18 protein-coding genes are annotated in these 20739 nt (G+C 38.3%); 9 read left to right on the top strand and 9 right to left on the bottom strand.

Annotated elements, in window-relative coordinates; genetic code table 11:
- Positions 1–20: 20 nt before the first annotated feature.
- A complete protein-coding gene (gene kefB / locus DD649_RS19960) occupies positions 21–1829 on the bottom strand; it encodes a glutathione-regulated potassium-efflux system protein KefB (RefSeq protein ID WP_294111031.1) in 1809 nt (602 codons plus the stop codon).
- On the bottom strand, positions 1829–2383 hold the full coding sequence (gene kefG / locus DD649_RS19955; RefSeq protein ID WP_336431082.1) for a glutathione-regulated potassium-efflux system ancillary protein KefG: 555 nt from the start codon (positions 2381–2383) through the stop codon (positions 1829–1831). Before kefG ends, kefB begins: the two co-directional genes overlap by 1 nt.
- A 170-nt stretch (positions 2384–2553) precedes the next feature.
- Between kefG and DD649_RS19950 the strand changes: the two genes are divergently transcribed.
- On the top strand, positions 2554–4491 hold the full coding sequence (locus tag DD649_RS19950) for an ABC transporter ATP-binding protein (RefSeq protein ID WP_294111028.1): 1938 nt from the start codon (positions 2554–2556) through the stop codon (positions 4489–4491).
- A gap of 42 nt (positions 4492–4533) precedes the next feature.
- Here DD649_RS19950 and adiA read toward each other — a convergent pair whose 3' ends face one another.
- The gene (adiA, locus tag DD649_RS19945) at positions 4534–6810 is read right to left on the bottom strand and encodes an arginine decarboxylase (RefSeq protein ID WP_294111025.1); all 2277 of its coding nucleotides are present in this window, start codon (positions 6808–6810) and stop codon (positions 4534–4536) included.
- Positions 6811–6936: 126 nt separating this feature from the next.
- Positions 6937–7797 carry an SIS domain-containing protein gene (locus DD649_RS19940; RefSeq protein ID WP_294111021.1) on the bottom strand — a complete coding sequence of 287 codons (861 nt, stop codon included), beginning with the start codon at positions 7795–7797 and terminating at the stop codon, positions 6937–6939.
- Between the two features lie 249 nt (positions 7798–8046).
- Here DD649_RS19940 and murQ point away from each other — a divergent pair, with 249 nt between their 5' ends.
- Entirely contained in the window at positions 8047–8961 is a 915-nt protein-coding gene (gene murQ / locus DD649_RS19935) for an N-acetylmuramic acid 6-phosphate etherase (protein ID WP_294111018.1), read from the top strand.
- Positions 8962–8988: 27 nt separating this feature from the next.
- Positions 8989–10458, top strand: coding sequence for a PTS N-acetylmuramic acid transporter subunit IIBC (gene murP, locus DD649_RS19930; protein WP_294111015.1), 1470 nt, complete (start codon positions 8989–8991; stop codon positions 10456–10458).
- A 110-nt stretch (positions 10459–10568) separates the two neighbouring features.
- Here murP and DD649_RS19925 read toward each other — a convergent pair whose 3' ends face one another.
- Positions 10569–11174: a LysE family translocator gene (locus tag DD649_RS19925; RefSeq protein ID WP_294111012.1), complete on the bottom strand. Its 606-nt coding sequence runs from the start codon at positions 11172–11174 to the stop codon at positions 10569–10571.
- A 99-nt stretch (positions 11175–11273) separates the two neighbouring features.
- Between DD649_RS19925 and DD649_RS19920 the strand changes: the two genes are divergently transcribed.
- From DD649_RS19920 to DD649_RS19910, 3 genes are read left to right on the top strand one after another with little or no spacing between them, the layout of a single operon-like run.
- Entirely contained in the window at positions 11274–12260 is a 987-nt protein-coding gene (locus tag DD649_RS19920) for a hydrolase (protein ID WP_294111010.1), read from the top strand.
- Positions 12254–12472 (top strand): YheU family protein, encoded by a 219-nt coding sequence (locus tag DD649_RS19915; RefSeq protein ID WP_294111007.1) that lies wholly within the window; start codon positions 12254–12256, stop codon positions 12470–12472. Before DD649_RS19920 ends, DD649_RS19915 begins: the two co-directional genes overlap by 7 nt.
- A 60-nt stretch (positions 12473–12532) precedes the next feature.
- Positions 12533–13399: a phosphoribulokinase gene (locus tag DD649_RS19910; protein WP_294111004.1), complete on the top strand. Its 867-nt coding sequence runs from the start codon at positions 12533–12535 to the stop codon at positions 13397–13399.
- 88 nt (positions 13400–13487) lie between these two features.
- On the opposite strand, the gene DD649_RS19905 is transcribed toward DD649_RS19910, so the two are convergent.
- Positions 13488–13889 carry an OsmC family protein gene (locus tag DD649_RS19905; protein WP_294111000.1) on the bottom strand — a complete coding sequence of 134 codons (402 nt, stop codon included), beginning with the start codon at positions 13887–13889 and terminating at the stop codon, positions 13488–13490.
- Positions 13890–14217: 328 nt separating this feature from the next.
- Here DD649_RS19905 and crp point away from each other — a divergent pair, with 328 nt between their 5' ends.
- The 3 genes from crp (at position 14218) to DD649_RS19890 (ending at position 17483) form a co-directional block, all read left to right on the top strand.
- The gene (gene crp, locus DD649_RS19900) at positions 14218–14850 is read left to right on the top strand and encodes a cAMP-activated global transcriptional regulator CRP (RefSeq protein WP_006813718.1); all 633 of its coding nucleotides are present in this window, start codon (positions 14218–14220) and stop codon (positions 14848–14850) included.
- A 191-nt stretch (positions 14851–15041) separates the two neighbouring features.
- Positions 15042–16007 carry a hypothetical protein gene (locus DD649_RS19895; protein WP_336431081.1) on the top strand — a complete coding sequence of 322 codons (966 nt, stop codon included), beginning with the start codon at positions 15042–15044 and terminating at the stop codon, positions 16005–16007.
- Positions 16008–16172: 165 nt separating this feature from the next.
- On the top strand, positions 16173–17483 hold the full coding sequence (locus tag DD649_RS19890) for a hypothetical protein (RefSeq protein WP_294110955.1): 1311 nt from the start codon (positions 16173–16175) through the stop codon (positions 17481–17483).
- A gap of 62 nt (positions 17484–17545) precedes the next feature.
- On the opposite strand, the gene DD649_RS19885 is transcribed toward DD649_RS19890, so the two are convergent.
- The 3 genes from DD649_RS19885 to ppiA form a co-directional block, all read right to left on the bottom strand.
- Positions 17546–18760 carry an aspartate aminotransferase family protein gene (locus tag DD649_RS19885; RefSeq protein ID WP_294110954.1) on the bottom strand — a complete coding sequence of 405 codons (1215 nt, stop codon included), beginning with the start codon at positions 18758–18760 and terminating at the stop codon, positions 17546–17548.
- Positions 18761–18892: 132 nt separating this feature from the next.
- Complete coding sequence (locus DD649_RS19880) at positions 18893–19468, bottom strand: aminodeoxychorismate synthase component II (protein WP_294110952.1); 576 nt, start codon at positions 19466–19468, stop codon at positions 18893–18895.
- A gap of 378 nt (positions 19469–19846) precedes the next feature.
- Entirely contained in the window at positions 19847–20419 is a 573-nt protein-coding gene (ppiA, locus tag DD649_RS19875) for a peptidylprolyl isomerase A (protein WP_294110950.1), read from the bottom strand.
- Between the last annotated feature and the right edge of the window lie 320 nt (positions 20420–20739).

The following is a 20739-nucleotide window of genomic DNA, read 5'->3' as shown; positions in this document are numbered from 1 at the left end:
CTTGCGGTTTACTATTCGCGTTATTTCTCGTTATTCCAGCTATGTGGCTGTCGGTGTTCCCTTAACATTTCTTTTTCGAAGAGCTCATTTAATTCACGACGCGCCTCTTTGATACGAGAAATTTGCCCACTGTCACTATTTTCATTCTCAGGAATAATATCTCTTAGCATGCGCATATCAAGGCGACGAAAATGCTGTTTCGCCCGATAAGCCTTATGAGGATGCATACCAATACTAACTAATGCCTTACTACCCAGTTCAAGTGCGCTCGAGAAGGTTTCACGACTAAAATCTTTTACACCGCTTTGTAATAGTTCATGCGCTTCAAGTCGCCCTTTAGCGCGAGCAATAATATGCAAGTTAGGGAAATTTTCCTGACATATTTGTACTATTTCCATCACTTCTTCGGGTTCATCACTCGTTATAACAATCGCCTTCGCTTTATCTGCGCCCGCTGAGCGTAATAATTGTAACTCTCGTGCATCACCATAATAAACGGTATAGCCATAACGTCGCATCGTACTGATTGCCGTAACATCTTGTTCAAGAACAGTAATTTTTACTTTATTCGCCATAAGTAAGCGACCAACTACTTGTCCCATACGCCCAAATCCGACCAAAATGACGTGAGGGTCATTATCTTCAACAAACGGTTTTTCACTCGATGATGATTGTTGATTATAACGATGGTTGAGATAAGCATCTATTAGTTGCATCACAAGAGGCGTAGTCATCATCGAAAGTGTGACCACCACTAATAACAGGTCCATTTGCATTTCGTCGATCACTTTAGCTCCTGATGCGGTTGCTAAAATAACAAATGCGAACTCCCCGCCTTGACTCAGTACCCCTGAAAATTGCGCTCTTGCACCACTGCGTAATCGGGCAGCCAAGCTGAGACAATAAAGTACTAACGCCTTCACCGACACGAGCACAGCGACCGCAATCAAAACTTGAGGTAAGTATGACCAAAGTATCTGTAGATTTAATGACATCCCTACTGAAATAAAAAATAATCCGAGTAATAGTCCTTTAAAAGGCTCAATATTAATTTCAAGTTCATGACGAAACTCGGTCTCTGCTAACATTACACCCGCCATAAAAGTGCCTAATGCCATGGAAAAACCGAGACTTTCCATAATGAGCGCAGACCCAAGTACGACAAGTAGCGCCGCCGCAGTAAAAATTTCATGCACTCCAGATTTAGCCGCTAATCGAAATAATGGACGTAGCAAATAGCGTCCGACAATCCATAAGCCTGCAAACGCAATCACTTTTAAGCCAATTTTATACCAATCACTACTACCTGTATCGCCCGCAAGTAAAGGGATCAGCGCCATAATTGGGATGACAGCCATATCCTGAAAGAGTAAAACTGAAAAGCCAAGCTGCCCACTTTCTTTATTGGACATGCCTTTTTCATTCATCAACTGCAATGCCATCGCCGTCGATGACATTGCCATGCCAAGGCCACCGACAACCGCAGCTTGCCATGAAAATTTAGCCAACAATAATAACCCGGCCATGATTGCAGCAGTGACTACCACTTGAGCCGTACCCACACCGAAAATGGAGCGTCTGAGTTCCCAAAGTTTAGACGGTTTAAGTTCTAACCCAATCAAAAACATCAGAAAAACTACACCCATCTCGGAGAAATGCAAAATATCATCAACGTTATGAATAAAGCCAAGAACAAACGGACCAATCACAATACCAGCAAGTAAATAACCCAGTACCGCTCCCAAACGGATTTTCTGGGCGATGGGCACCATCACCACGCCCGCACAAAGAAATAAAATGATGGATTCAAATAAATTCAGTTGTTCCATCAGGACAATCCCCCAGGGCTTAACGGTTGCTGCATCCATTGGCGATAGCCGTCAATGTGCTGCTGAAAATGCGCTGTAGACTGTCTGCGCGCGGCATAAATAATATTGGGCTCTAACCATTGCATATCACACATTGCTGCGGTTAATTCAAATGGGCGCAGTATTTCAGTTAATGGGTATCGATTAAAACCATCGTGCTGATAAGCATCTTGGGATTCACCCGTCGTAATGATAGAACGCCAATATTTGCCTTTTAATTTTTGATACCCCATATCGGTCGCAAAACGACGAGTTAATACCCGGTCAAACCACTCTTTTAAAAGAGCAGGACAACTATAAGTATAGAGAGGATGTTGAAAAACAATCACGTCGTGCAAGCAAAGAAGCTTTTGTTCAGCAGTAACATCAATAAAATAATCAGGGTAAATTGCATATAAATCATGAACAGTCACGTGGTCAAGACCGCTCAAGGAATCCAGTAATGCTCGATTTGCAACAGACTCATCAGAGTCTGGGTGAGCGTAGACCACCAATACTTTCGGCGGATTTGACATCTTTCCCTCCTCAAAGGCGTGTCAGACGGATCATTTTCCGTTACCATGCAGCCTGCTAAACATATTCAGTTTTACGCTCAATAAATTTAGGTGATTTGCTTTTCAACTCGCACCTGATATTTTGAGGGTATTCATTATTTAATTTAACATATTTTCAATAGACGGTTGCTATGATTGTTTTCTCTTCACTACAAATTCGCCGAGGTGTACGTGTTCTGCTGGACAATGCAACCGCGACTATCAATCCGGGTCAAAAGGTCGGGTTAGTTGGTAAAAACGGCTGCGGAAAATCGACACTGCTTGCGCTTTTAAAAGGCGAATTACAAGCTGAAGCGGGTTCTGCAACCTTCCCTAGCACGTGGTCATTAGCTTGGGTTAATCAAGAAACCCCAGCACTTGATGTTCCCGCCCTCGAGTATGTTATCGATGGCGATCGCGAATATCGTTCACTTGAGAAAAAACTACAGCAGGCCAATGAAAAAAATGATGGCCATGCCATTGCAACTGTTCATGGTCAACTAGATGCCATTGATGCGTGGACAATCCGTTCAAGAGCATCAAGCTTGCTGCATGGTCTGGGTTTTAGCCAAGCACAATTAGAATCACCCGTTAAGTCATTCTCTGGTGGATGGCGTATGCGTTTAAACCTTGCGCAAGCCCTATTGTGTCGCTCTGATTTGTTGTTACTCGATGAACCTACCAACCACCTTGATTTAGATGCCGTAATTTGGCTTGAAAAATGGTTAAAAAGCTATACAGGTACGTTGATTCTAATTTCTCATGATAGGGATTTTCTTGATCCTATTATTGATAAAGTGCTGCACATTGAGCAAGAAAGTATGTTCGAATATACGGGCAATTATTCTTCGTTTGAACGCCAGCGTGCGACCAAGTTATCTCAACAACAAGCTTTGTATGAAAGCCAACAAACTAAAGCTGCGCACTTACAAAGCTATATTGACCGTTTTAGAGCTCAAGCGACCAAAGCAAAACAAGCACAAAGTCGAATCAAAATGCTCGAAAAAATGGAGATGGTTTCCCCTGCGCTTGTGGATAATCCATTTCATTTTACCTTTCGAAAACCAGAAAGCTTGCCTAATCCATTACTAAAAATGGAGAAAGTCAGTGCCGGTTATGGTGAGAAAATAATATTAGATTCGATAAAATTAAATTTAGTACCGGGCTCTCGTATTGGTTTACTCGGACGAAATGGTGCCGGTAAATCAACGCTAATAAAACTGCTTGCAGGTGATTTACAGCCATTACACGGCGTTGTCTCCCTAGCAAAAGGCATTAAACTAGGCTATTTTGCCCAGCACCAACTTGAATATTTGCATCCTGAAGAGTCACCTTTGCAGCACCTTGCCAGATTAGCGCCAAAAGAAACAGAGCAGCAGTTGCGTGATTATTTAGGCGGATTCGGTTTTAAGGGCGACCAAGTTACCGATCCGACGCTACGTTTTTCCGGTGGTGAAAAAGCACGTTTAGTTTTGGCACTTGTAGTTTGGCAGCGACCAAATTTACTGTTACTCGATGAACCAACTAACCACTTAGATTTAGAAATGCGTCAGGCACTTACCGAGGCCTTGATGGATTTTGAGGGTGCTTTGGTTGTGGTATCTCATGATAGGCATCTATTGCGCTCAACCACGGATGAGTTCTATTTAGTTCACGGTGGTATGGTTGAGCAATTTGATGGTGATTTAGAAGATTACCAGCAGTGGCTCGCGGAACAAAATAAAATAGACCTTCAGCAAGCCCGTGATATTCAAGATAAAGATAAACCCGTAAGTGTTTCGACTGTGACGGCTCAAGATAAAAAAGATCAGAAACGTCGCGAAGCTGAATTCCGTCAAGCCACTCAACCTATTCGTAAAAAAGTGACTGAGCTTGAAAAGAAAATGGAAAAACATTCAGCTGTTCTCGCTGAATTAGAAAGTCAGCTGTCTGATGCCACCATTTATGAACAAGCTAAAAAAGCAGAACTAGCAGATTGTTTGAAAAAACAAATTGAACATAAATCTGCACTTGAAGAAGTAGAAATGGAATGGATGGAGTTACAAGAGCAGCTCGAGGAAATGACGACGAGCTTCGATACTAATGCTTAACTAATTAAAGAGCCAGAGCAAATTGATCTGGCTCTTTTTATTCTATTCGCTAGCCGTCTTAACGCACATCACATAGTACATCCCATCAATTATTTCAGTGCCTTCGGTTTCATGTTCAAAACCTGGGAATTCACTATCCCAAGCCTGAAGGCTACGTAAATAGCCAATATGTGGGCTATGTTTATCACCAAAATTTTCACCTGATAACAACATTGGAATACCCGGTGGATAGGGAATAATTGAGTTTGCAGCAGTTCTCCCCGCAAGTTTGTCTAAAGGAACTGCTTCGACACGATTAGCCACAATTTCTTGATAAGCGGCTCGGGGACTCATCATCACTGGCGGTAATTCAGAATAAGCTTGGTTCAATTGGCTACCGGGGTTATTTTTTTGTAAGTAAGCGAACATTTTATCGCCAAGATCACGTAACCCCATTTCACCATAGACTTCAACAGCACTCTCAACCACTTCAGGCAATACTTTTTTCAATGGTGTGTTGTTATCATAATTACGTTTAAACGATAGCAACGCATTGACCAAGGTGCCCCATTTACCTTTGGTGATCCCCATTGAAAATAAAAACATAATTTGGAAATCAGTAGTACGGGTCGGAACAATACCATAATGATTAAGCCACGCAGTAACTAATGCAGCAGGAACGCCAGTGTCTAATAATTTACCATCATCACCCATTCCTGGAGACAAGATACTCACTTTTATGGGATCTAGCATCGCCCAGTTAGCCGGAATATCTTTAAAACCATGCCATTTATCAGCAGGATCCATCACCCAACAACTTTGCTCTTTCATCAATAATTCAACAGGTGCGTCTTCAAATGCATAACGTTTTCCCGTTGCTGGATCTTTCACCATTTCTTGATTCCATGGTTTAAAAAACCATTCATCATCATTGATAAATTCTTTATATAAATAGGCCAAAGATTGGCGAAAATCGATAGATTCACGAATTACTTCATCCGTAAGTGAACGCCCACTATTACCGTCCATCATATCTGCCGCGATATCATTTGACGCGCAAATAGCATACAGAGGAGAAGTGGTTGCATGCATATGGTAGGCTTGATTAAATCGATTGAAATCTATCGCGTTACGGCCATTTCTTACATGAATAAAAGAAGCTTGTGATAATGCATTCAATAGTTTATGAGTGGAGTGAGTGGCGAAAATAGTAGGTTCATCATCACTTCGAGCTTCATCTCGCATTGCAAAATGATCGTGATAAATAGGATTAAAGCGTGCGTAACCGTACCATGCTTCATCGAAATGAATTCTATCCAATGATTTATCTAGCAAATTTTGCACTTTGCGTGCGTTATAGCAAACTCCGTCATAGGTACAGTTTGTCACTACACTATAAGCGGGTTTCTGTCCGACCTTATCTGCGGTTAACGGGTTTTGTGCAATTTTAGCTGCGATCGATTCAGGAGACATTTCTTGTGGGTAAATCGGGCCAATAATTCCGTATCGATTACGGCTTGGGATCATATAAACTGGTTTTGCCCCAGTTAAAATTAGCCCTTGTTCAATAGATTTATGACAATTGCGGTCAATGATCACCACATCATCATCGGTCATACAGGCTTGCATGATAGTTCGATTAGAACCCGATGTCCCCACAACGACTGAGTAAGATTGATCAGCCCCGAAAATACGCGCAGCATTTTTTTCACACTCACCAAAAGCACCGGTATGATCGAGCAGTGAACCAACCGCAACACGTTCTATACCAATATCAGTGCGAAATAAATTTTCACCAAAAAAATCATGATAAATACGGCCTGCTGGCGTTTTAGTAAATCCAACACCGCCCTGATGACCGGGTGCTGCCCACGAATATTCATGAACATCACTATATTTAATCAAACTTTTCATTAATGGTGGTAATAATTGAGCGCGGTAACGCTGAATAGCTGCCAGAACGCGGCCTGCAATAAAATCGGCAGAATCCTCTAAAATCCACGCAAATTCATCAACTTGTTCCATCATTTTGCGGTCAAAAGCCACCAAAGCTTCTTCACGGTCGCTCAGTAAAAATACCGGAACATCTTCTTGTCTGCGATGTAATTGAGTAATTAACTGATTAGCTTGAACTTGCTCGCCTTTATCGGACATATCTCGTCCATATAATAAGCAATCAATACTGGTATTTGAGCGAATATAAGCGAGCCCATCTTCAAAATCTCGAATGATAACGGTTTCCACATGTTCATCATTTAATTCGCTAGCGAGTCTTGCAACCGCATGGCTAATAACAGAATCATCATCCGTTAGTTCCGTATAGACTATCAGTGCTCGCATTAATCATTCCTCATTTAACTATTTGAAATTTAAATCCTTACCGTATCAGTATTAACGTAAGTAAGGTTATTTTGCAAAATTATAAGTCGTCATAAGCCAGATATAGCACATTATTTTATAGCAAACCTATTCATCTAATCGATTAATCACAATCCTAGCATTCATCACTAATGATTTCGCTTTAGCTTCACGTCTTTGTAATAACGCCATAAATAGTAAGTCAGTTAAGGTATTTTGTGCCGTTCTCGACGAGATAGACGAACTGCGCCATTCATTTTCTTCGGCAATACTTTCTAAAATATAATCAGATAATTGTGCAAGCGGAGACTGACGAGAGCGAGTAATCGCCACCACGCAAGCACCTTGCTTACGCGCAATATTTGCCGCTGTTAGCATGTCTTTACGTTTACCTGAAAAAGAAATAACAATTTGTGTATCATTCGGATTTAACGTCAAGGCTGCCGCGATTTGGACGTGATGGTCAGATTCAACTAATGTGGTAATACCTATTTTTTGTAATTTATAACTCAAATCTTTTGCTGTTAGTCCTGACCCACCAATACCGACAATTTGAACTCTGTTTGATTTATCAATGATATCTACAATCTTTTCGAACTGTTTAAAATCAATGTGCTTTGTGGTTTCTGTAATGGAATGATTTTTTTCCATTGCCAGTTTTTGTGCCACCACCATCAAATTATCTTCTTGTGCAATTCGATTATGTAACGCGATATGAGGATTAGCTTCATTTAGTTGTTGGCGACCAATAATCTCGCTGAGTGCAAGTTTAAGTGCAGGATATCCCTTCACCCCAACTTTTTGACTAAACTTAACAATAGCAGACTGACTGATATCCAGTATCTCTGCCAATTGTTGTGACGACAAATTCAAGACTTCTTCTGGTTTCTCAATAATAAATTGTGCAATTTTACGCTGATTTTCAGCTAATCGCGGCAATAAGTAAGTAATGGTATCGAGTAATGTCATTCAAGCTCCTTATTGTTTATACATAATTATTGTTGAAAATAAAAAATAAATTATTCCTTTAATAACAAGCTCATTACTTATTTAAAATCATTCATATTCAATAAGTAACAAAAAAAACCACCATTACTATTTAAAAAATATTCTTCCATACTGACAAATCAGAATAGATAGCACCGTGATCGAAATCACACCAAAGGAATAAATAATTCCTTAATATTGCCACATTAATAGATTTAGGAGCAATTTTTTATGACCATTGATTTAAGTAAGATGGTAACTGAGAGCCGTAATCAGGCGAGCACCAATATTGACCAACTTTCCACTCTTGAGATGCTGCAAGTTATCAATAATGAAGATAAGCAAGTTCCTCTCGCCGTTGAAAAAGTATTACCTGAAATTGCTCAGCTCGTTGATAAAGTCGCCGACGCCTTTTTAAACGGTGGCAGACTAATTTATTCAGGTGCTGGTACTTCTGGTCGTTTAGGTATATTAGATGCGAGTGAGTGCCCACCAACGTTTGGTACGCCTCATGAACAAGTCATTGGTTTAATCGCAGGTGGCCATCAAGCTATTTTTCGTGCTGTAGAAAATGCCGAAGATAAACCCGAAATGGGCGTGCAAGACCTAAAAGATATCCATTTTAGCAATAAAGATATTTTAGTCGGCATTGCCGCAAGTGGGCGCACACCTTATGTTTTAGGCGCTATGGCCTACGCTCGCTCAATTGGCGCAATCACTGCATCAATTAGTTGTAATCCAAACAGTCCGGTTTCTAATGCCGCAGATATCGCCATTACACCGGTAGTTGGTGCTGAAGTTGTCACAGGTTCATCACGAATGAAAGCCGGCACCGCACAAAAATTGGTACTGAACATGATTACTACCGGTGCCATGATCCGCATTGGAAAAGTATTTGGTAATTTGATGGTCGATGTTGAAGCCACTAATGCCAAATTAATTGAGAGACAAACTAAGATTGTGATGGAGGCAACTGAATGTGATAGAGAAGCTGCTGAATCTGCATTACAACAATGTGATAGACACTGTAAAACAGCAATTTTAATGATCTTATCAGGCTTAAATGCAGATGAGGCACGCCAATTGCTCAGTAACAACAAAGGTTTTATTCGTACTGCACTCAATATTGCTAAATCCACCGCCTAACGTGCGCAATGAGATGAGATAAAAAGCATGGCTAAAATAACAAAAGAAATGATGCTGCAGATCCTGCAACTAGTTGGTGGTAGTCATAATATCAAGCAATGCGGTAATTGCATGACTCGCTTACGTTTGACATTAAACAATGACCAACTTGTCGATAAAGCTGCAATAAAACAGGTTCCTGGTGTACTCGGTGTAATTGAAAGTGATGAACAATTACAAATCGTACTCGGCCCAGGAAAAGCACAAACTGCCGCTGACCTAATGAATCATATTATTGAAAATGATGAAGATGCAGATATCGCATCGTCAGCTCCAACACAAGATCTTAATGAGATAGCCTCAGCAAACAAACAACAATTAAAAAAGAAACAAACAAGTGCTGTTCATCGTTTTCTATCCAAATTTGCGACTATTTTTACGCCATTGATCCCCGGTTTTATCGGCGCAGGTTTGCTTATGGGACTCGCTTCGCTGTTAAGCTTGCTCCTCGCAAATGAGAATCTATTTCCGCCCGACTCCCAACAACTTGGTTGGCTAAAAAGCTTAATCGCTTATATGGCCGTATTCGGGAAGGGATTGTTTACCTTTATGGGTATTCTCATTGGCTATAATGCACAAAAAGCTTTTGGTGGTAGCGGTGTTAATGGTGCCATTATTGCCGCATTGTTTCTGTTAGGTTATGACCCTGCGGCAACTAAAGGCTTCTACTCCGGTATGACAGACTTCTTTGGCTGGTATATCGACCCAAGAGGCAACATTATTGGTATTTTGATTGCCTGTATTTTCGGCGCTTGGGTTGAAAAACAAGTACGTAAAATTATCCCAGCTAATCTTGATATTATTCTGACATCAACTATTACATTACTAATAGTTGGAGCCGCGACATTTATTTTCATCATGCCAATTGGTGTTTGGTTATTTAACGGCATGTCATGGCTATTCATGCATTTAAATGGTAATCCAATAGGTACTGCACTTCTTGCTGGTTTGTTCTTAATTGCAGTAATGTTTGGTGTTCACCAAGGTTTTATCCCTGTCTATGTAGCGCTTGTCGAAACCCAAGGGTTTAACTCACTATTCCCGATACTTGCCATGGCAGGTGCTGGGCAAGTAGGCGCTGCACTTGCGCTTTATATGAAAGCTAAAAAAGGCTCAGTGATCCGCAGCCAAATTAGTGGTGCACTTTTCCCAGGGTTCTTAGGTATTGGTGAACCATTAATTTATGGTGTTACATTGCCTCGTGTTAAACCATTTATCACAGCGTGTTTAGGTGGTGCTGCCGGTGGTTTCTTTATCGGTTTAATTGCTTGGATGGGCTTACCTGTTGGGCTTAACACTATATTTGGCCCTTCTGGACTGATTGCAATTCCATTAATGACTTCAGCACAAGGTGTGCTTGCAGGTATGGCAGTCTATGTTGGCGGTATTTTAGTGGCCTATGCCTGCGGATTTTTATTCACTTATTTATTTGGTAGTAAGAATATCGATTTAGATTAATTCGTAAAATGTTTTTAACTAAAGGCAGCTATTACGCTGCCTTTTTAGGTTTTATTCATTCACATTGACCGCATAATGACTTAGGTATATTTCAGCCTACTGTTACCATTCTATTCCAACCAAATCAACGGAACACACAGTGCAGTTAATAATCCCATCACCAAATTAAAAATAAACCATGCACGGCGACTGCGTAAAAACAGTCCAATTAAAGAACCAAACCCCATCCATATCAGTCCAGCAACAAAATTTACAATAATAAATGCAATACTCATTATGATAATTGACTCAGTAAAAAGCTCCCCCGGTAAGCTGAAACTCCCCACTGCGCCTAAACCCATCATCCATGCTTTTGGGTTTAAAAACTGCAATAATCCCCCTTGATACCAAGTTACACTTTTTACTGCTTCGCTATTTGTCTTAAGTGGTGCATAATTCGCAGTTGCTGTTTTCCATGCTAGCCATAACAAATAAATGCTACCAGCTACTTTTAATATCACATGAATGGCTGGATATAACAGCAAAAGCGCTGCAATACCAAATGCAGACAAATAAAGTATGGATTGCATGCCAAGCATAATTCCTAGCAATAATGCGATACTACGACGAAAACCCGAATTGGCAGCACTGGATGTTAATAACATATTGTTAGGGCCGGGTGTCACCGCCGCAATGAATAAAAACGTAAAAAGAGAAAAAATAAGCCCCAGTGTCATTTATAATCTAATCCTCAACTTAAACTTGCACACTTGCATCACAAAAAAATAACAGTATGTTATGTGCCTCACAAGAGTTCTAAGAAATTAAATAAGGCTATGTCAGAAAATTTCCGTCCTATCAATTGGGCTAAAAATCCACATCTCCAAACCTTATTGCCAAGGATTTTTCGTCGAACGCCGAAAATCAAACCGACTTGGCAACGACTAGAATTGCCCGATGGCGATTTTATCGATCTCGCTTGGAGTGAAAAACCTGAGCTGGCAAGCCATAAGCCCCGCTTAGTTATTTTTCACGGCCTAGAAGGGAATTTTAAAAGCCCTTATGCACACGGAATGCTTGAAAGTGCGCAAAAACAAGGCTGGCTTGGTGTTGTTATGCACTTTCGAGGTTGTAGTGGTGAACCTAATCGTCAAAGCCGAATTTATCATTCAGGTGAAACCAGTGATGCACGCTATTTCTTACATTGGTTAAAACAAACTTGGGGCAATGTGCCAACAGCGGCGGTCGGTTACTCCCTTGGGGGCAACATGCTAGCCTGTTATCTCGCTGAAAATGGTGAGAATGCTGACCTTGACGCCGCGGTAGTTGTCTCCGCACCATTAATGCTAGAAGCCTGCTCTTTACGTATGGAAAAAGGTCTCTCACAGTTTTATCAGCGCTATTTATTGAATGGTTTGAAACGCAATGCAACGCGTAAATTGGTGCGCTATCCGGGGTCTTTACCATTGAATTTATTGCAACTGAAACAACTCAAACGCATTCGTGAGTTCGATGATGTCATTACTGCACGCATTCATGGATTTGATGATGCAACGGATTACTATCAAAAATGCAGCGCATTACCAAAATTGTCGCAAATCACCAAACCAACGCTGATTATTCATGCTAAAGACGACCCATTTATGGCTCCCGAAGTTGTGCCTGATTTAAGTCATTTACCCCATAACATTGAATACCAAATGACAGAACACGGTGGCCATGTTGGTTTTGTTGGTGGTAGTTTTAGAAAGCCACAAATGTGGTTAGAAACACGAATTCCTCAGTGGTTAGCACCCTATTTAAATGAGCAAAAACAATGTTAATCCCTTGGCAAGAGTTAGCCCCCGAAACACTTGATAACCTAATAGAAAGCTATGTGTTACGCGAAGGCACTGATTACGGAAGCCATGAAAAAAGCTTGCAAGATAAGGTTGATGATGTGAAACGCCAGTTAGTTTCTGGCGAAATTGTGCTAGTCTGGTCTGAACTGCATGAATCAATTAACTTCATGCCTAACAACCAATTCCGCCCGTAAACCCGCTTCGTTCGCTGTTTATTAAAATAGTGGCCAAAAGCGCAACGCAGGGAGACCACTATGTCGAAAAAGCATCCAATTATTGCAGTTACCGGTTCAAGTGGTGCTGGAACAACATCAACCAGCCAAGCTTTTCGTAAAATCTTCCATCAATTAAACATTCAGCCCGCAACACTTGAAGGCGATAGCTTTCATCGTTATACCCGACCTGAAATGGATATGGCAATCCGCAAGGCCAGAGAGCAAGGGCGTCACATTAGCTACTTTGGTCCAGAAGCCAATGACTTCGCACTCTTAGAGCAAACTTTAGTCGATTATAGTCAGACAGGACACGGACAATCGCGTAAATATCTCCACACTTACGATGAGGCGGTTCCTTATGGCCTACAACCGGGTATATTCACACCTTGGGAGCCTTTCACTGAGAATACAGATGTTTTATTCTACGAGGGATTACATGGTGGAATCGTCACGCCAGAGCACGATGTCGCCCAGCACGTCGATTTGCTTGTCGGTGTTGTGCCTATTGTGAATTTGGAATGGATTCAAAAATTAATCCGCGATACAACAGAACGTGGGCATTCTCGAGAAGCGGTCATGGACTCGGTTGTTCGCTCGATGGGAGACTATATTAATTATATTACGCCTCAATTTTCACGCACTCATATCAATTTCCAACGAGTCCCTACCGTCGATACCTCTAACCCATTTTCAGCCAAAGCGATTCCGTCACAAGATGAAAGTTTTATTGTGATCCGTTTTCGCGGACTCAAACAGATTGATTTCCCCTATTTATTATCAATGATAAGCGGCTCATTTATTTCGGCAATAAATACCATTGTCGTGCCCGGTGGCAAACTTGGGTTAGCCATGGAACTAATTATGACCCCATTAGTTGAAAAGTTAATTACACAAAAACAAGATTAACTTATCACTGATCTAAATAACTGATGCTTACCAATAAATAAAACAAGCATCAGTTATTAAAATAAATAAGCAAAAATTAAACTTATTATTAGTTTTTAATTTCAAAGCTGTGTGTCACTTCAACCGCTTTTTCTAACATCAACGCCACTGAACAATATTTTTCCGCCGAAAGTTGAACCGCACGCTCAACCGCTTTTTCTGTTAATTCATGACCTGTTACAATAAAGTGCAAGTTAATGTGAGTAAAATAACGAGGTGCTTCATCGCGACGCTGCGAAGTTAATTTCACCTCACAATCCGTAATATCATTACGGCCTTTTTGTAAGATAGAAACGACATCAATTGCACTACAGCCTCCAGCGGCCATTAATACCATTTCCATTGGGCTAGGCGCTTTGTCACCTGCATTTCCATCCATCATCACTTGATGCCCAGATGCTGACTCACCTAAAAAAGAGAGTCCTTCAACCCATTTAACTCTTGCTTCCATTGTTATTCCCCTTGAAAAAATAATCTTCAGAAACACATTGTTCCATAGATATAGCCAATATTACATCAGCTTTATTTAGCTGAAGCGATACAGGCGAGACTTTCTGGATTGAATGTGCTACAAACAATACTTAGTTGATAGGATTAAGATCAAGACTCAACGTTTTAATTGATCATATTATAGTGTCGATATTAACTTACTTCATATCTGCTGCATGTATTAATTAGAGTAGATAAGGTAAACTAATATGCTAAGCTAGTGACTTTAAAGACAGCCCTTCTAGCACTCTTTTTTGAATGGCTGCAATAACATACAGAGGATAACGCTAATGGTTCTCGGCAAGCCACAAACAGACCCTACTCTTGAATGGTTTTTGTCACACTGCCATATTCATAAGTATCCATCAAAAAGCACACTGATCCATCAAGGTGAAAAAGCAGAAACCCTTTACTATATCGTGAAAGGTTCAGTGGCTGTTTTAATCAAAGATGAAGAAGGCAAAGAAATGATTCTCTCCTACCTAAATCAAGGAGATTTCATTGGTGAGCTTGGGTTATTCGAAGAAGGTCAAGAGCGTACAGCGTGGGTTCGTGCAAAAGTAGCCTGCGAAGTCGCTGAAATATCTTATAAAAAATTCCGCCAACTGATTCAGGTTAACCCTGATATTCTTATGCGCCTTTCTGCGCAAATGGCAAGTCGCCTACAAACGACTTCTGAAAAAGTGGGTAACCTCGCTTTTCTAGATGTCACCGGACGTATTGCTCAAACACTGTTAAATTTAGCCAAACAACCAGATGCTATGACTCACCCAGACGGAATGCAAATCAAAATTACACGTCAGGAAATTGGTCAAATAGTAGGTTGTTCACGTGAAACTGTCGGTCGTATCCTGAAAATGCTAGAAGATCAAAATCTGATATCTGCACATGGTAAAACGATAGTCGTCTACGGCACACGGTAATTAACCTTCCAGCCTCACTCTCTTCCTGAGGCATGCACTTTAAAATAGCTTTATATCAATGATATAAAGCTATTTAATTTAATCAGAACTAATTTATATACTTTCATTATTGAGTAGCGTTTCCTTATATTATTTCCGCCTATTGTCCCTATAGAATAATAAACATAAAATTATTAATTAGGGAAATATTTATGGGCATTACATTAAGCAATTTATCTAAGTATTCCAACATTTTTACCGAAATCATTGATTCAGATGATTTTGTAGAAAAGATTTTCACAGTAACCTCTTCTATTAAAAATAATCCACTTCACACAGATAACCTATCAAAACAAGTACATGCTAATAGCCTAGAAAGTATTGATTCAGGTTATGAAAATGATTTCGAAGATATAAATCAAATGAAGAGCTTAAGCCCTGATGAATTTAAAGATAGAGTAAATAAATTAAAAGGTCGTTTATATAAATACTATGCATCATTTTTCATTAATGAACAAAGCACTGATGCTATAATAAAAAAAAATAGACCTGTACTTGAAAAATTTAAAGAGATGAATGAAGAACTATATGGATATGCAAATTTTTCATATCGATATGTTAAAATACCTGAATTAGATATTAATAATCAGCAAAAAAGGAATGAAATTATAGAAAATTTCACATTACCAAAATCGCTGACAAGTACAAATAACTCTAAAATCCCCTTAAAAACTCAGCCAATTAAAGCGCCGCTTAATAAAAAAACATTTCCTTCAGAGTCAGTTAGATATAAAAAAAAGACTAATTTTCATAAAGAGTTAGTCTATATAAATTATAAAACTTCTGAAAAGAATCAAAAAGCAATACCTCTACCAAAAAGTAATTTTGAATTCAAGGGTAATGTTCAGCAAACAAAAGCCTCATTATTAAGGACACAACGTATCAAAGAACAATATCATTTATCTAATCAATCTGATTCATTTGAGTATAACGTACAAAAGCATCCACCAAGAAAAAATAGAGTCTCAATTAAAAAAAATCATTTAATAAGTTTGAATAACAATATCAAAAAAGAACAAAAGCTGACTAAAAAAATGAATGAGTATTTAGATAGCATTAAAGCAATACAGTCTCAAATCGATAATAACAATCAACTTCTGGCCATTCTAAAATCATGAACTAACTGACTACACTGACACGAATTAACGCCATTGTTATTCAACTTTAACTTATTAAATCAATCTACTTCGTAAAAAAATGAAACTAAAAAATTATTTTCTATACTGAAAAATTGATAATAAATTTAAATAGCATCTATACAATACATCGAATCTGGAGCACATATGAATATAAACACTCAAACTTTAATGAAAAACATAGATAATACGCTATCCAAAAAAAATATTTTTATAGCAATAATTAGAGAAAACTTCCCTATTATTAAAGCAATAAATAACGTTAATTTGAACAATTTCTTTTATATTTTTCATTCAAATAACAAAAAAACACATTTAGAAACCGTAAAAAAAAGCGAACAAACTTTAAACAGCGAAGTAACTTTAAATATTACAAAAATAAAATCATTAGAGAATGAATCAACCAAAAGATCATTTGAAATTTCATCAACCGTAGAAAATTTAAAAGATGAAAAAAATAAAAATATCAATAATGCATTAAAAATAGACAAGCCTTATGCCAGAGATTTAGTTATAAATAAAACTTCAAAAAATCAAAATGATACAATAAACTGTTATGAATCAAGTTCAAACGAATTAGAAAAAAACGAAAGCTTAACAAATGAATCTAAAAGATTAAAAAATGAGATTATTGAATTAAAATCATCTATAAAGTGTGAATCAAAAATAAAAGGAATTTTATATTTAGAAAAAAAAAGCACATATTTATCTACATTAGAAAATGATGTTTCAGAAACAGATAATACAAACAAAAAAAACAAAAAACTCAATGAATTAATTAATATGCAAAAATCAGTAAAAAATTTACTAAGTATAGAACTAGATGATATAAAAAATAAAGTTCACAATATAACATCTAAAAATAATAACATAGAGAGAGAATCTCTAATGACCTATGATGAAGATAATAACCCTATTTATCATGATGAATCTCATGATTTTAATTATGATGATTTCTTTGAAAAGAAATCTGAATTTGAAAATATAAACAATAATGTTATCTTTAAAGAATTAACCAATGAAAATCTTCAACTACGTTGTTTACTTGTTGACTTAAAAAAAGATCTTCAAAATTATAAAACCATAGTGCAAGACCTCAGAATAGTAAATAATGATAATAATAAAAAAATCAATGTATTAAATAAAGAACGAATCAATAACGAAAAATCGATGAATACCATTAGCTCAACCTCATTATCTTCAGGTAATCATTCAAGTAATGAAAAAATTAACCTTATAAAAAACATTAAGATTCACGAGAAAAAAATAGAAGTGATACACAAAAAGCCAAAGGTTAATTTACCTTTAGCTAAGAAAAAAATAACCAATAGTTATTCATATACACATAAAAACAACTGCCTGGCAGCCGGGATACCAACATCCAGCACACCAGAGCAACTACATAAAAAACAAGAAGAAATGAGAACAAGGAGAAGAAATACCCCCTTAAAATCATAATAAAAAATAATATTATTAGACAAGTTGCAGAGTGATTCTCTCTACAACTTGTCAATAAATAACTAACTCAATAATTTCCCAATCGCTGCTTCTAGCTTTATCATACCGCTATTAATTTCTTCTTCTGAAATAATCAATGATGGGGTGAAACGTAATACGTTTGGCCCTGCATTTAACATCATCAAGCCTTCTACTGCACAAGCTTGCATGACATCTTTCGAACGATTGAGCAATTGACCTTTAAGTTCAGCACCAATTAATAGCCCCATTCCTCTTATTTCAGCAAAAATATTATATTTGTCATTCAACTTATTTAGATGAAAAACAAACAAATCATGACGTTGTTGCACGCCATTTAACACTTCATCAGTATTAATAATATCAAAAGCTGCATTACCCACCGCACAGGCGAGCGGATTACCACCATAAGTTGTACCATGGGCACCGACTTCCATGGTTTGAGCAATGTCTTTCGTGGTGATCATCGCACTAATAGGGAAGCCACCACCCAGTGCTTTTGCAGTAGTTAAAATATCGGGAACTACATCATAGTGCATATAAGAAAATAACTTACCTGTACGCCCCATACCACTTTGCACTTCATCAAAAATAAGCAAAGCGTTATTTTCATCGCACAGTTTACGCACTCCTTGCATAAATTCCATTGTCGCCGCAGTAATGCCCCCCTCTCCTTGTATCGGTTCTAAAACCACAGCACAGGTATTTTCATCAATAACTGCTTTCACTGCCGCTAAGTCATTAAAAGGGACGTGAATAATATCAGCCGGCTTTGGACCAAAGCCATCTGCGTATTTAGCCTGTCCCCCTACGGAAACAGTAAATAACGTTCGACCATGAAAAGCCTGCTTAAAAGCAATAATTTTTGTTTTATACGGATTATATTGAGTAATTGCGTAACGACGCGCTAATTTGAAGGCAGCTTCATTGGCTTCAGAGCCAGAGTTAACAAAAAATGCACGATCGGCAAATGTCGCATTAATTAATTTTTGCGCCAATCTCAGAGTTTGTTCATTGGTGAAAATATTACTGACATGCCAAAGTTTTTCACTTTGTTCGCGAACCGCAGACACCAACGCAGGATGGCAATGGCCTAGTGCTAAGACTGCAATTCCACCTGCAAAATCAATGTATTCTTTGCCTTGCTGATCCCAAACGCGACTGCCCTCACCCTTTACAGGGATAAACTCAGCCGGAGAAAATATAGGCAATATGACTTGGTCGAAAGTCTGCCGATTCACTGCTTGTGGTTGTGTCATATTCCTCACCTGCTCTTTACCTAATGCCTAAATGAAAATATAAGCATTAAATATGAATAAAAAATCAAAAAAGAGCAATAGCAATAGGTGAAATATGCATAATTAATTTCTAAACGATAGCGGCAGCAGAGGTTAATACTTTAAAAAATTATTTAACAGCTCATGCCCTTGTTCACTAAGGATACTTTCAGGATGGAATTGAACGCCTTCAATTGGTAGCGTTTTATGGCGTATTCCCATAATTTCATCCACATCACCGTTATTTAGCGACCATGCGGAAACATCAAAAGAAACAGGTAATGTTTCAGCCGCAATCACTAAAGAATGGTAGCGAGTCACTGTTAAAGGACGATTTAACCCTTTAAATACACCTTGATGGTTATGGTGAATAGCAGAAGTTTTACCATGCATAATTTCTCGCGCCTTAACCACAGACGCACCAAATGCTTGGCCAATCGCTTGGTGTCCAAGGCAAATGCCCAAAATAGGCAGTTTACCCGCAAAATATTTGATGGCCTCAAGAGAGATCCCTGCTTCATCAGGCGTGCAAGGGCCTGGCGATATCACAAGATGTGTAGGTGAAAGCTGTTCAATTTCATCAATAGTAATTTCATCATTACGTTTCACTACAACTTCAGTACCCAATTCACGAAAATATTGGTATAGGTTGTAAGTAAATGAATCGTAATTATCAATAAGTAGAAGCATAGTAGCCTATCCGACTGATTTTTATCATTATATATTATAGCCCAATGCATGAATCATCCATCTTAGCAATCAGAATGATGCTTAAAAAGCCATAATTTTTTGCAAGGGGCGGCTATCATAGCACAGCCTTAGCAAGAAAATAGCCCATTTTGGTCAACTAATTATTTTTAACTACAGAAATTTCCATATAAAAATCATGGAATTGTATTTACATAATGATAACAAATAATCATTATCAAAGGGGTGAGCTGGAAATTAATCAATAGAAAAGAGATATTCGTTTTAAAATATCGACCTTTATATTAGGTGAAATAAACATGAGGAGTAAAACAATAGTGGATAAATAAAAATGTAATTTATCCACTACTCTAAATTTATTTATGGTTTTTTAATGACTTCAGCTGAGAGGATCGTAATAGGTTCAACTGGAACATTTTGATAAGGACCGACATTCTCTGTTTTTACTTTAGAGATTTTATCTACAACGTCCATTCCTTTGACCACTTTACCAAAAACGGCATATCCAAAATCACGTTGACCATGATCTAAAAAGGCGTTATCTGCAATATTAATAAAGAACTGGCTTGTTGCACTATCTTTATTCGCTGTTCGTGCCATTGAGATAGTCCCACGTAAATTACGCAAGCCATTATCTGCTTCATTTTTAACAGGGGCACGAGTTTGCTTTTGCTGTAAATCTTTATCAAAACCGCCACCTTGGATCATAAACCCAGGAATTACACGGTGGAAGGTCGTTCCATTGTAATAACCTTCATTGATATATTGAACGAAATTTTCTGTCGTTGCAGGGGCTTTTTTACTATTCAGTTCTAATTCGATATTCCCTGCTGATGTCACTAATTTAACATAAGTTTCACCCGCAGATAATGCAAGAGTCGATGCGCTCATTGCACAGATAGCCAATAAAGGCACAAAAATTCGTTTTAACATTCAAGGTCCCTTTCTTTATTGCTCAATAACATATTAATAGCCCAATTCTAGAGCGAACCTAAAGAGATTGCTAAAGATTTACCTTTATTTACGCCAAATTATTGGAAATCACCAAATAAGTTAAACTGTAGACCAGTTTTAATAAAATACATATCGAATAATGTGTATTTAACGAAAATGAGCTGATCGACATAGTTGAGCGATACCATCCCCTTATAAGTTAGTAAAATATCTGCATCCCCCTAAATAATTCGGACTGTAGTTCGGGTTGTAGTTAGGCGGCGAATGAAGATATATCGAGGAACACACAACAGTACGTG

Origin of the sequence: Providencia sp. (assembly GCF_003533305.1) — a bacterium.
In the GTDB taxonomy this organism is placed as follows: domain Bacteria; phylum Pseudomonadota; class Gammaproteobacteria; order Enterobacterales; family Enterobacteriaceae; genus Providencia.
This window is presented reverse-complemented; position numbering and strand designations above follow the sequence as displayed.